We start from the raw sequence: 12,011 nt of genomic DNA, 5'->3' as shown, positions 1-12,011 counted from the left end.
CCCGAGCCCTGCCAGCCGCTCAAGGGCCGTGCTGGCAGGCAGGAGGTCGATAACCCTTCGAGTCGTAAAACGTTTACAGGTTCCCGGCTTAGCGCCCTTGCAAAAGCTGGCTGGCCTGATCGAGCAGGCCTAGAGGATCCTGGGTCTTGTGGATGTCCACCGACAGCAACTGGCGGAACTTGCGCGCCCCCGGGAAACCTTGGCCGAGGCCGAGAACATGCCGGGTGATATGGTGCATCGCACCACCTGCCGCCAGGTGCGCCGCGATGTACGGACGCAGCTTGGCCAGCGCGTCACTGCGCGAAATCACCGCAGCCGTGCTGCCGAACAACTGTTGATCGACTTCGGCCAACAGGTAAGGGTTGTGATATGCCTCGCGGCCCAGCATCACCCCGTCGAACGTCTGCAGGTGCACCTTGCACTCATCAAGCGTCTTGATCCCGCCGTTGAGGATCAGCTCCAGGTCGGGGAAGTCCTGCTTCAACTGCGCCGCCACGTCATAGCGCAGTGGCGGGATCTCGCGGTTCTCCTTCGGCGACAGGCCTTCGAGAATCGCGATACGGGCATGCACCGTGAAACTGCGGCAGCCGGCCTCACGCACCTGGCCGACGAAATCGCACAGCTCGGCATAACTGTCGCGGCCATTGATCCCGATACGGTGCTTGACCGTCACCGGAATATCCACGGCATCGATCATCGCCTTCACGCAATCGGCAACCAGTGCCGGATGCCCCATCAGGCAGGCGCCGATCATGTTGTTCTGCACCCGGTCGCTCGGGCAGCCGACGTTCAGGTTCACCTCGTTATAGCCCGCGCCCTGCGCCAGGCGCGCACAGGCCGCCAGGTCCGCCGGAACACTGCCGCCCAACTGCAACGCCAACGGGTACTCAGCCTCGTCATGACGCAGAAAACGCTCCGCATCACCGTGCAGCAACGCACCGGTGGTGACCATCTCGGTGTAGAGCAGGGCGTTTTGCGACAGCAGCCGCAGGAAGAAACGGCAGTGGCGATCTGTCCAGTCCATCATCGGCGCAACAGAAAAGCGCCGAGAAGGCTCTGGTGTAATGGTTTTGGCGGTGTTCGAGGGCATTGGGAGTGTCTGTAGAGGTACGATTGGGGCGGTTGCGGCTGTCGTGGAGTTTATCAGGAAAAGGGTGATTTCGGCTGCGCAAGGGCTGTTTTAATAATCGGCGTGCGATGAACTCGACCAGAAACACGCGACTACATTCAGACCATCCCTATACCTCAACGCCAACGAATAACTTCAAGTCGGTTGGGAGTTTCTGACCTAAAATTTCTGAAATCCGTGCTACCTGCTCACTAGTTAACAGCCATTCGCCTTCTGCCATTGCGTTAATGCTTTTATGACCGAGAGCTTGAACGATTTGATCGTTAAAAGAATGATCTACATCAAGCTCAAACTTAATCAAGTCATCCTCTGGATCGTTAGGTAAAAAACCACTGATACACAGGTACATACACACTCCTATTTTTCTACTTTTCGGCCCGGTTTTGCAGGTTTTGTTTGCTCGCCAGTTTCAGGGTCAAACTCACCTAAATGCTTGCCTTGCTTATCGTAAATTTCAACGGCTCCATGCTGACTGTCCCATTCATAAATACGACCCTTACGGTCCTTCCAACGCCTACGAATTGCTCCCCCGCCATGCACTCTGGTTTTAGCATCTGCTTTTACAGCATCAGGGAACGCCGTCAGCCCTTTAGGTGGTGGATGATAGCTATGGTCACCACCAAGCGGTTTTGCGTACACCACATACAGCGACTTCAGGCCAGTATCAGCAGGAAAGACCAGAATACATTCGTCGGTTGTAATGTCATCGCCGGGAAGACCTTCAAGCTGACTGTCCGTGTTCTCCGGGATCGGGTGTACGAGGATGGTGTCCAGTTGCTTGCCGCTTTCGTCAGGGTAAGTCAGTGGAGGCATTCTTGACGAGCTGTGTGGTGGCGTCCAGAGGATGGTGATCCCATTTAGTTCGGCCTCCAACGCAGTCTTGGTTGCGTTCCACTTCACCTGCACGATGCGTACTGAGTCATCACCTGACGCGCCGGTGTGAATGCCGTAAATCTGTAGTACGCCTTCGGCATCACGTCGGAACTGAAAGCGCACCCGTGTTGTGGCCTTACTCATGCTCCGCAGTTGCTCGTCAGTATGGAGTGTGCCGTCCCCCATTTTCGTGGGGAGCATGCCCAAGATAAAAACGCTAACCGGTCCTCCCGTGCCCCGTATTGCCCAGGTCATACGTTTTTGCATAATACCGCCACCCGCAACACGGGCGAGTCCGGCATCAGCCCCGATGGCCATTGCAATGGCATCTGACGCGGAAGGCAAAAGCATGGAAGCGACCACCATGACGTTGCCGAAGTTGGAGGCTGGCTCGGTGGCCGTCCCCGCATCTGTGTTGCACCAGTTTTCAGCAACGCAGGATTTGGCGAAGACCAAGTCAGTACGTTGCTTGGGAGGTGGCCACTCATCTTTTGGCATGTACACCGGCTCTGGCGCAGCCGGTTTTTGCCATGCAGCCCATGAGGCACCACCGTTTGGGCGTTTCGGTTTCCAGGATGGCTCGAAAAAAGGGTCGTCTTTACCGTCCTTCTTCATGGGAAGTGCCTGTCAGTTAATTTGAAGCATAAAGGTTGCAGCTGAGTCTGAGGCCTGGTCAATTTGACCTCTTAACCGTGTATTTTTGTGGGTGGATTGCAACAGGGTATTTAGGTCATGCGGCTCGGCAGGCTATGGCATGCCTTGAGCAGCGCCAAGGCGGTTGTTGGCGCGTTAGGCTGTGTGCCTTGCATTTATAACAAAGCACACAGTGTGTAAGCATGTGGCTAGGCTTTTTCTAAAATATCCAGTACTTGAGATACTGTGTCGTCGATGCCTTGATCGATGTTGTTTAGTTTTTTAACTACCTCTTCGTTGTCCAGAATTTTCGTGGCTGGAAGTTTTTGCTTGGCGTGCCAGGCGACGATAATGTAGTTGACGACGCTGCCCCGTGATTTTAATTTTGCATGTTCGCGCGCGGTGGCGATTGTTGTTTTTACAAAGTTCTGGCGTTCTTCAGTGTTCACGCCATTGAATGTGCTTGGAGCTGCTCTGTAAATATCTGCCGAAAATATCATTGCTTCGTTTTTCAGGCCTTGTTCAAGTACAGATTTTTTGCTGGTGACCGTTTTTTCGAGTGTGCTGTATAGTTTTTCGCCCGCTGAAATTTGTTTGGGGGTCATAAGGCTTTTTAGAAAGTCTGTAGTGTCTGCATTGTTGTTGAATATTTTTGTCCAGGCGTAACTCGCGGCCAAATCACCTTTTTCTTCGTAACGAAAGGCTAGTGTTCTTTGTGCCTCGGGGTCTCCAAGCTTGGCCGAACGTTCTAGCCATCGCAGTGCTAGTGTTTCATCACGCTCTTGGCCGCGTTGGCCGTATAGATAGGTCTGGTACATGCCGTACGCTGCGCATGAATCATTTTTTGATGCGGAGTAAGCCATGTAGTTGAATGCTTTAGTGTTTCTTTCGCTTTCGGGTTTTGATTGGTCTTGCTCGGCCATGCTAGATAAATAGCAAAGTGCTCTTTTGTGTTTGGGTGCGGCCATAATAAGGCAGCTTTCGGCTAGTGCATATATTTTGGCGTCGTATAAGAATTGGCCGGTTCCATAGAGGATGTCGCTATCCATCGTGCTGTTGCAGTAATCGTTAGGTGCTGCGGTAGGGAGTAATGTTTGTAGCGATAGAGTGGGGAGTGTGCTGTTCAGGTCGGGCTCATCTGGTGTTGTTGAGCAGCCTGTGAGCAGCGTTGCTGTGATTAGCAATAGGAGGTTGTGGTTTTTCAAGTGGTATCCCAGGTCGGTGTTGGTCTTATTGTTGGTTGGTTTTTAGTGTGTCGTTGAGTGATTGAGTTGTCTGGAGGTACTACTAGCAAGTGCTGGGGGCTGACTTGTATGAAAGTTTCCGATTTTTACACAGTGTACTCACCTCGGCATTCGTCAGTTTCCGCACTTCGCGTCAGGAATTTCACAGTCTGCTGTAGGTTTATTGCTTAATGCTTTGTAGTATTTTTCTGTAGCGACCTGGATGCTCTTTGTCACGCTGCACCATCCCTTGTGCAGCATGTGCGGTCATGGCGAGGTGTGCAGAACCCGTGCTGTAAACCGGGTTGCAGCCTGCGGTCAGGCTCGGTATGGTTCGCCCGTCGCTGACTCGTCAGCGAAAGTCACGGTCAATCCCGTGGCCGGGCGTAGGAACCCGTTGGATAACTTGGCGCACATCGCGTCTCCATAGCGATTGCACGCATCTTTTTTGAGCGTGTGGTTCGCGTTATGGCGGCTGTGTGTGGGCAGGCTTCGGCCTGGCCGGGTTCCAAGTCTCCCGGTATTCCTACCCCATGCACAGCTGCCACCCAATCCCGTAGGAAGGATCGTGGCAGCTCCAGAGCAAACTTGGAGCCCATCATGCAGATATTCAGCCTCTCCCATCCCCACACCCTCATGCCCAACGCTTGCCCGCCAGCCAGGCAAGGCGGTGCCCAATGACGCCTGAAGAGCGGCAGAGGTTCGTTATTAGTACCGGCCGAGGTGCGTTGTTTCATGGCACTGGCGACGCAGCAAAGCAGGGCAAGTTGTTCGCTGTTGTGCCCGGTGTCGCCATGCCTGATGCGCTGGAGAGTGTGTCTGAATTGCTCGGTACGATGCAGGGCGTGCTGTATGACGCGGCGATGGGCGACGTGCCGCTGCAGGGCAATGCTGCCTGGCTGCTTCGGCATACCTTGAGCAGCGCCAAGGCGGTTGTGGATGCGTTGATCGAGGGTTGCGGCGAGGCTTTTTAAGCCAAAGACAGTGCATGTTGCCAACGATGCAGGCGCTGCGAACGCACTGATACTCCACCGACGCCATCGCAGGCAAGCCAGCTCCAACAGAGCCCGCGCCAGCTGTAGGAGCCGGGCTTGCCCGCGATGCAGGCGCCGCGCACTCACGGACACCGCACCGACGCCATCGCAGGCAAGCCTGCTCCAACAGGGGCCGCGCCAGTTCTGTAGGAGCCGGGCTTGCCCGCGATGCAGGCGCCGCGCACTCACAGGCACCCCGCCGACGCCATCGCAGCATCTGCATACCTAATCCAAACGGCCGTGTTTTGATCGCGGTACGGCGCCATATCATGGCACGCTAAAGCGAGCGGCTTTAGGCGGTTATCGGTATGGTGGCGATAAGCCAAAAGGGAGTTGAGCTATGAAGCTTGGTCGGATGCAACGCGCTGTTCGTGTTCCTTTCGTGTGTGCAGTGCTGGCATTGATGATGCCGAGTGCTGCATTCAGTAGCCCACCCACCCCCAATGCGCTGGAGAGTGATCCAGTCAAAATGGGCTGGATGGTCGGGTCGCCACCCCCACCCGAGCGTATTATTCGCTTCGAAGATGGCAGTTACTTCCAGTATCCGCAGTGGCGTTGGAGTGTCGCGCACTTCAGGGAGTTGATGCCGACGATTAATGTGTCGCGTGGCATTGGTGCACCCAACACGCTCGAGCGTGAGCTGCAGGCGGGCATTGATGAGGTGAGTTTTGTCCCGATGGGCAGCGACCGCTCGATGACCTGGCGCGATTCGTTGTTGGCGAACTACACCGATGGCATCGTCGTGCTGCACAAAGGGCGCGTCGTGTACGAGCGCTATTTCGGCGTATTGAAGCCCGAAGGGCAGCATGCAGGGATGTCAGTGACCAAGACGTTCATCGGCACGCTGGCGGCGATGATGGTGGCCGAGGGCACGCTTGATCCTGAGCGCAAGGTGGTTGAGTACGTGCCAGAGCTGGGCAAGTCGGCGTTTGGCAGTGCGACCGTGCGCCAGTTGATGGACATGACCGCGGGCATACGCTTCAGCGAGAACTACGCCGACCCCAAGGCTGAAGTGTGGGCGCATGCTGCCGCCGGTAGCCCTCTGCCTAAGCCGAAAGACTACACCGGCCCGCGTTCGTACTACGAGTTCCTGCAAACCGTGCAGCCAGAAGGGGTTCACGGTGAGGCGTTCCATTACCGCACGGCCAATACCGATGCCTTGGGCTGGGTGTTGGCGCGGGTGAGTGGTAAAAACGTCGCGCAGCTGCTTTCCGAGCGTATCTGGAGCAAGCTGGGGGCGGAGCAGGACGCTTACATGACCGTCGACTCCACGGGTACGCCGTTTGCAGGTGGTGGTTTCAATGCGGGGCTGCGTGATTTGGCCCGGTTCGGTGAAATGATCCGCAACGAAGGGCGGTACAACGGGCAGCAGGTCGTACCCAAAGCGGCCGTCGATGACATTCGCCGCGGTGCCAGCAAGGAGGCCTTTGCCAAGGCCGGCTACGCCACATTGGCCGGCTGGAGCTACCACGACATGTGGTGGAACACCCATAACGAGCATGGTGCATTCATGGCGCGAGGTGTCTATGGCCAGGCACTCTATGTTGATCCAAAGGCCGAGGTGGTGATCGCACGGTTCGCCAGCCATCCCGTCGCCGCCAACGCGGCCAACGATGCGACGTCGTTGCCGGCCTACCATGCCGTGGCCAAGTACCTGATGAGCCGGTAGGGTCAGGCCGCTATTCAATTGACGCTGCACCCTCTGTTGGGCAGTCTGGTGTCAGCGCCGTTGAATAACTCATAACACGTCGGAGCCCATTACCCCTCATGCCCGTTACCAGCCCCTCTCTCACGCTCGCCCTGCTACAGGCCCGCGAAGCAGCCATGGCGTTCTTTCGGCCATTGCTCAACCAGCACGGTTTCACCGAGCAGCAATGGCGGGTCATCCGCATTCTGCGTCAGCAGGGCGAGATGGAAAATTATCAGTTGGCGGAGCAGGCCTGCATTCTCAAGCCGAGCATGACCGGGGTGCTGGGGCGTCTGGAGCGCGACGGTATCGTCAGCCGGCGCAAGCTTGCCCATGATCAGCGGCGGGTCATGATCAATCTGACGGCAAAGGGGCAGCAGTGCTTCGTGTCCATGATTGACGAGGTGGAGGCGAACTATCGGCGCATTCAGCAGCAGATGGGCGAGGAGAAGCTGCAGCAACTGCTTGGCTTGCTGGAAGAGCTCAAGCAGATCAAGCCCTGAGTGTGTCGCACCTGCCCAGGGTTGCGGGCAGGTGCGCGTCAAGTTAGAACAGTGCCAGCGTGTAGCCGAGGATGATGCGGTTTTCGTCGATTGCGGTTTTCAGGCCGTCACCGGAACGGAAGGTCGCGTTACGCAGGCGTATGTTCAGGCCTTTCAGTGAGCCGTCCTGGAAGGTGTAGACCAGGTCGGTATCGCGTTCCCACTCTGTGCCGCCCTGCACGGCGGCAGTCTCGACGTTCTTGGCGTTGACGTAGCGGGTCATGAAAGCCAGCCCGGGAATGCCCAGGCCCGCGAAGTCATAGTCGTAACGGGCTTGCCAGGCGTCGGTCTCGGCTTTGGTGAAGGCGTTGTAGGTCACCAGGTTGACCGAGTACGGGTCTACGCCCGGGAACGCGAAGTCGCCATCTCCCGACAGGTTCTGGTAGCCCAAACCGAATTTATGCGCACCCACCGCCAGGGTAGTCATGCCGTTGAAGAAGCGGTTGTCGATGTGCCCGCCATTGACCCGTGCCGCACCGCGAAAGCGTTTCTCGCCGTCTTCGCCGGTGCTGAAGTAGCGCAGGTCGGTTTTCAGGCTGACGCCTTCGCCCAGTTTCCAGGTGTGTACCAGGCCGGCGAAGTGCTGCTGGTAGATGTCTTCCATCTTGGCGAAGTAGTAGCTCGCCGTCAGGTTCGGGGTGAGGTTGTAGCTACCGCCGGCCAGGTCGAGGTGGTCGCTTTCCACGCCGCCGTAGTTCATCTCATCGTTGCTCGATGAGTCGCGCAGGTTGATCTTGTCCAGGCGCCCGGCGTTGAGGGTCAGGCCGTCGATTTCCTGCGAGGTCAGCAGGCCGCCGGAGTAGGTGGAGGAGAGCAGGCGCGTGTCGTTATACGAGACTACGGGCAGAAGGGGCTGCAACGTCCCCACCTTGAGCACGCTTTTCGATACCCGCAGTTTTGCGGTCATGCCCAGTTCGCTGTAGTTGTCTTCCGGCTCCAGGCTTTGCCGGCCATAGGGCAGCAGGCCGGTATTACGGCGGTCACGGCTGGAGTCGAGTTTGATCCCGACCTGGGCGAGTGCATCCACCCCAAAACCCACCGTGCCTTCGGTGAAGCCTGACTCGAAGCGGCCGGTCAAGCCTTGTGCCCACTCTTCGGCTTTGGCCTGAGGGGCATTGTCCTGACGGAAGTCGCGGTTCATGTACATGTTGCGCGCTTCGATGCGTGCGGTGCTGTCACCGATGAAATCGGCCAGTGCGACGCCGCTGAAACTGCTGGCGATGGCACAGGAGAGCAGGGGCAGTGAGCCCAATTTCCTTATCATTATTGTTATCTCTAGGCATTTTTGTTTTTGGAATGAAGGCCCCTTTGCGCGGTAGGGGCTTGCGGCTGAAAGTTAGCTACTTGTTAAGCTGTTAACAACATTTTTTTAGATTTTTAGCCGAAGGAGCTTCCTTTGAAAAACAGATTAATCAGGCTAATTAACTGATTTTTAAGAGTTATTAAATTTTTTGTCGGGATTTTTGGTAGCTTCAGCTCATTTTCAGACGTGACGAGCTGGTTGATAAAATTAACCTGTTAACGTATCAATGCCTCCCATGCCGGCGCGAACCACGGCTGCGCACACGACTACAAAAACAAAACGGAGCTACCACAATGAAGAAAATCAAAGCTGCCGCCCTGTGCATGGCGATGACAGGTGCCCTGTCGGCTCATGCCGAGACCTACACCCTCAAGGTCGCGCATTTCCTGCCGTCCACCTCCAACGCTCAGGTCAACATCATTCAGCCGTGGTGCTATCAGCTGCGCCAGGAATCCCAGGACCGCCTGCAATGCCAGCTCTATCCGTCGATGCAGTTGGGCGGCACGCCGGCCAAGCTCGCGGATATGGCCCGTAACGGGGTCGCCGATATCGTCTGGACCGGCCCGTCGTACTCCGCCGGCAAGTTCCCGCGGGTCGAGGCGCTGGAACTGCCGTTCGTGCTGCCTTATGGCGGCAAGGTTGGTAACCAGATCATCTGGGATTACTACGAGCAGTACGCCAAGGACGACTTCAAGGACTACAAGGTGCTGGTGATCCACGGTGACGGCGGCATGAGCCTGCACACGCGCGGCAAGGCAGTGCAGAACCTGGCGGATCTGACAGGCCTGAAACTGCGCGCTTCCAGCCGTACCGCCGCCAAGACCATCGAAAGCCTGGGCGCTACGCCGGTGAGCATGCCGCCCGCGCAGATGACTGAAGCCATTTCCAAAGGTGTGGTGGATGGCGCTCTGGCGTCCTGGGAAGTGGTGCCGGCGACCAAGCTCAATGAAGTGACCCAGTACCACAGCGCCACGCCGGCCGGGCAGCCGGCCTTCGGTTACACCGTACTGGCCATGCTGATGAGCCAGCGCAAGTTCGACAGCCTGCCTAAGGACCTGCAGGCGATCATCGAGCGCAACAGCGGCAAGGCGTTGTCCGAACGCTTTGCCAACTCCTGGGACAACGCCATGGACCGCGCCCACGACGCTACCCCGGCTGAAGGCCTGGTCGAAATCAATGGTGCGGCCTACGCCGACATGCAGGCGGCGGCTGCGCCGGCGGTCGATCAATGGGTCAAGGAAGTGGCCGGCAAGGGGCTCGACGGCCAGGCGCTGGTGGACGGCGTGCGTAAGCTCTCCCGCGCAGCGCAGTAACCGCCCATGAACGAATCCTTGGACTTCAACGTCGCCTCGGACGTAACACAGGGGAGTGGCCGAAGGGCCTTGATGCAGCTGGCCCAGGGCTTTGCCCTGGCCGGCGGGCTGACGTTCATGGCATTGATCGGCATGTCGCTGGTTTCCATTGTCGGGCGCAAGCTGTTTTCGGCGCCGATCCGGGGGGACATGGAGTTGATGGAGGTGGGTGCCTCCTTTGCCATCGCTGCGTTCCTGCCGTTGTGCGAGCTGCGCGGTCAGCACATCAAGGTCGATGCGCTGACCCAGTGGTTGCCAGCACGGGTGCGTGACCTGCTGGATGTGTTGGCACACCTGCTGTGCTGCGCCGTGGCGTGGATTATGGCCTGGCGCACCACACAGCAGATGTTCGACAACCATGAGAACGGCGATGTCACCACATTGCTGTCGTTCCCGCTGTGGATTCCGTTAATGCTGATCGTGCCTAGCCTGGTGCTATTGGGTGTTTGCGCGCTGGCGCGTATTGCCGACATTTTCCACCGTATGGGAGGTCGCGCATGAGCGGTCTGAGCCTGGGTCTGATTGCGCTGTCCATTACCATGGTGCTGTTGTTGCTGCGGGTGCACATTGGCATCACCATGCTGATCGGTGGCGCGGCCTGTTTCTGGGCGGTGAACAACGGCGATCTGTCGAGCCTGTTGTTCACCCTCAATGATCTGGCCTATTCGCGCCTGTCCAACTACGACCTGGCAGTCATCCCGCTGTTTGTGATGATGGGCCAGTTCGCCACCCACGGTGGCCTGTCACGTTCGATCTTTCGCTGTGCGTCGGCGTTCATCGGCCACTGGAAGGGCGGCATGGGCATGTCGGCGATTGGTGCTTGCGCGGGTTTCGGGGCGATTTGCGGGTCGTCCCTGGCCACGGCAGCGACCATGAGCCATGTGGCATTGCCCGAGCTGCGCCGGCACAACTATTCCGGTCGTCTGGCGACCGCTACCGTTGCTGCCGGTGGCACCCTGGGTATTCTGATTCCGCCGTCTGTGCCGTTGATCATCTATGCCGTGCTGACCCAGGAATCGATTGCCAAGCTGTTTGTGGCGGCGATCGTGCCGGGGGTTGTTGCCATCATCGGTTACATGATCGTGTTGCGGATCATGGTCTCCCGTGACGAAAGCCAGGCCACGGTGTCGCCGAAGGCGACGCGGGTGGAGCGGCTCAAGGCACTGGTTCAGGTGTCGCCAGTAATTGGCGTTTTCCTGGTGGTGATCGTCGGCATCTATGGTGGTTGGGCCAACCCCACCGAAGCGGCTTCGATCGGTGCGGCGGCCTGCGGCATCCTTGCGGTTCAGCAAGGCGGCATGCGCTGGGACGGTATTCGGGCGAGCCTGTTGGGTACGGCAGAAACCTCGGCGATGATTTTTCTCGTGCTGCTGGGCGCGGACCTGCTCAACTCCGGCCTGGCCCTGACCCAGATGCCTACGGAGTTGGCCGCGTGGGTGATCAACAGTGGTCTTGCGCCGATGCTGGTGCTGGCCGTCATCCTTGGCCTGTACCTGCTGCTGGGCTGTGTGATGGACTCGTTGGCGATGATTCTGCTGACCATCCCGATCTTCTATCCGATGATCATGGGCCTGGATTTTTATGGCCTGGACGCCTCGGAAAAATCGATCTGGTTTGGCATTCTGGCCTTGATGGTGGTGGAGATCGGGCTGATTCACCCTCCGCTGGGCATGAACCTGTTCATCGTCCAGCGCACCGCGCGCGACGTGCCTTACAGTGAAACCGCGATAGGTATCGTCCCGTTCCTGTGTTCGGACCTACTGCGCATTGTGTTGCTGGTCGCGTTCCCCGCTCTCAGCTTGTGGTTGTTGAGTTTCTAACGGCTACCTGTTGGCGCAGGCTTGCCTGCGATGGCTTCGGCGGGGTGTCAGTGAGTGCGCGGTGTTTGCATCGCGGGCAAGACCCGCTCCTACAGCTTTGCGCGGGCTCTGTTGGAGCAGGCTTGCCTGCGATGGCGTCGGCGGTGTGTCCGCAAGTTCGCGGCGTCTGTATCGCGGGCAAGCCCGGCTCCTACAGCTTGCGCGGTCTTTGTTGGAGCAGGCTTGCCTGCGATGGCTTCGGCGGGGTGTCAGTGAGTTCGCGGCGCCTGCATCGCGGGCAAGCCCGGTTCCTACAGCTTGCGCGGGCTCTGTTGGAGCAGGCTTGCCTGCGATGGCGTCGGTGGGGTGTCAGTGCGTTCGCGGTGGCTGCATCGCGGGCAAGCCCAGTTCCTACAGCTTGCGCGGGCTTTGTTGG

At 58.0% G+C, this 12,011-nt stretch carries 11 protein-coding genes; 6 read left to right on the top strand and 5 right to left on the bottom strand.

Annotated elements, in window-relative coordinates:
• Positions 1-88 precede the first annotated feature (88 nt).
• From dusA to UIA24_RS11790, 4 genes are all read right to left on the bottom strand, one after another.
• Positions 89-1,090 (bottom strand): tRNA dihydrouridine(20/20a) synthase DusA, encoded by a 1,002-nt coding sequence (dusA, locus tag UIA24_RS11805; protein WP_099775384.1) that lies wholly within the window; start codon positions 1,088-1,090, stop codon positions 89-91.
• Between the two features lie 148 nt (positions 1,091-1,238).
• Complete coding sequence (locus tag UIA24_RS11800; RefSeq protein WP_065758488.1) at positions 1,239-1,478, bottom strand: pyocin S6 family toxin immunity protein; 240 nt, start codon at positions 1,476-1,478, stop codon at positions 1,239-1,241.
• Between the two features lie 8 nt (positions 1,479-1,486).
• Positions 1,487-2,617 (bottom strand): colicin E3/pyocin S6 family cytotoxin, encoded by a 1,131-nt coding sequence (locus tag UIA24_RS11795; protein ID WP_330522907.1) that lies wholly within the window; start codon positions 2,615-2,617, stop codon positions 1,487-1,489.
• A 227-nt stretch (positions 2,618-2,844) separates the two neighbouring features.
• Complete coding sequence (locus tag UIA24_RS11790; RefSeq protein WP_330522906.1) at positions 2,845-3,840, bottom strand: tetratricopeptide repeat protein; 996 nt, start codon at positions 3,838-3,840, stop codon at positions 2,845-2,847.
• Positions 3,841-4,535: 695 nt separating this feature from the next.
• Here UIA24_RS11790 and UIA24_RS11785 point away from each other — a divergent pair.
• The 3 genes from UIA24_RS11785 (at position 4,536) to hpaR (ending at position 7,082) form a co-directional block, all read left to right on the top strand.
• Entirely contained in the window at positions 4,536-4,832 is a 297-nt protein-coding gene (locus tag UIA24_RS11785; RefSeq protein WP_330522905.1) for a DUF3077 domain-containing protein, read from the top strand.
• 463 nt (positions 4,833-5,295) lie between these two features.
• Positions 5,296-6,561 (top strand): serine hydrolase domain-containing protein, encoded by a 1,266-nt coding sequence (locus tag UIA24_RS11780; RefSeq protein ID WP_330522952.1) that lies wholly within the window; start codon positions 5,296-5,298, stop codon positions 6,559-6,561.
• A gap of 98 nt (positions 6,562-6,659) precedes the next feature.
• Positions 6,660-7,082: a homoprotocatechuate degradation operon regulator HpaR gene (hpaR, locus tag UIA24_RS11775; protein WP_102051772.1), complete on the top strand. Its 423-nt coding sequence runs from the start codon at positions 6,660-6,662 to the stop codon at positions 7,080-7,082.
• A 43-nt stretch (positions 7,083-7,125) separates the two neighbouring features.
• Here the strand turns inward: hpaR and UIA24_RS11770 are convergent, their stop codons facing one another.
• Positions 7,126-8,385 (bottom strand): OprD family porin, encoded by a 1,260-nt coding sequence (locus tag UIA24_RS11770; protein WP_330522904.1) that lies wholly within the window; start codon positions 8,383-8,385, stop codon positions 7,126-7,128.
• Between the two features lie 332 nt (positions 8,386-8,717).
• Between UIA24_RS11770 and UIA24_RS11765 the strand changes: the two genes are divergently transcribed.
• The 3 genes from UIA24_RS11765 to UIA24_RS11755 are packed head-to-tail and all read left to right on the top strand — an operon-like array spanning position 8,718 to position 11,596.
• The gene (locus UIA24_RS11765) at positions 8,718-9,737 is read left to right on the top strand and encodes a TRAP transporter substrate-binding protein (RefSeq protein WP_330522903.1); all 1,020 of its coding nucleotides are present in this window, start codon (positions 8,718-8,720) and stop codon (positions 9,735-9,737) included.
• A 6-nt stretch (positions 9,738-9,743) separates the two neighbouring features.
• Positions 9,744-10,277: a TRAP transporter small permease gene (locus UIA24_RS11760; protein WP_065761740.1), complete on the top strand. Its 534-nt coding sequence runs from the start codon at positions 9,744-9,746 to the stop codon at positions 10,275-10,277.
• Positions 10,274-11,596, top strand: a complete 1,323-nt coding sequence (locus UIA24_RS11755) for a TRAP transporter large permease (RefSeq protein WP_330522902.1) — start codon at positions 10,274-10,276, stop codon at positions 11,594-11,596. Before UIA24_RS11760 ends, UIA24_RS11755 begins: the two co-directional genes overlap by 4 nt.
• Positions 11,597-12,011 lie beyond the last annotated feature (415 nt).

This window comes from Pseudomonas sp. AL 58 (assembly GCF_036348395.1).
GTDB lineage: Bacteria > Pseudomonadota > Gammaproteobacteria > Pseudomonadales > Pseudomonadaceae > Aquipseudomonas > Aquipseudomonas defluvii.
Note: the sequence above shows the minus strand (reverse complement) of the source record. Positions and strands in the feature narration are given on the sequence as shown.

What these genes read in the sequence shown, in the direction of transcription:
- dusA (WP_099775384.1), bottom strand. Translation starts at nt 1,090, where the DNA reads ATGCCCTCGAACACCGCCAAAACCATTACACCAGAGCCTTCTCGGCGC.
- UIA24_RS11800 (WP_065758488.1), bottom strand. Translation starts at nt 1,478, where the DNA reads ATGTACCTGTGTATCAGTGGTTTTTTACCTAACGATCCAGAGGATGAC.
- UIA24_RS11795 (WP_330522907.1), bottom strand. Translation starts at nt 2,617, where the DNA reads ATGAAGAAGGACGGTAAAGACGACCCTTTTTTCGAGCCATCCTGGAAA.
- UIA24_RS11785 (WP_330522905.1), top strand. Translation starts at nt 4,536, where the DNA reads ATGACGCCTGAAGAGCGGCAGAGGTTCGTTATTAGTACCGGCCGAGGT.
- UIA24_RS11780 (WP_330522952.1), top strand. Translation starts at nt 5,296, where the DNA reads ATGATGCCGAGTGCTGCATTCAGTAGCCCACCCACCCCCAATGCGCTG.
- hpaR (WP_102051772.1), top strand. Translation starts at nt 6,660, where the DNA reads ATGCCCGTTACCAGCCCCTCTCTCACGCTCGCCCTGCTACAGGCCCGC.
- UIA24_RS11770 (WP_330522904.1), bottom strand. Translation starts at nt 8,385, where the DNA reads ATGATAAGGAAATTGGGCTCACTGCCCCTGCTCTCCTGTGCCATCGCC.
- UIA24_RS11765 (WP_330522903.1), top strand. Translation starts at nt 8,718, where the DNA reads ATGAAGAAAATCAAAGCTGCCGCCCTGTGCATGGCGATGACAGGTGCC.
- UIA24_RS11760 (WP_065761740.1), top strand. Translation starts at nt 9,744, where the DNA reads ATGAACGAATCCTTGGACTTCAACGTCGCCTCGGACGTAACACAGGGG.
- UIA24_RS11755 (WP_330522902.1), top strand. Translation starts at nt 10,274, where the DNA reads ATGAGCGGTCTGAGCCTGGGTCTGATTGCGCTGTCCATTACCATGGTG.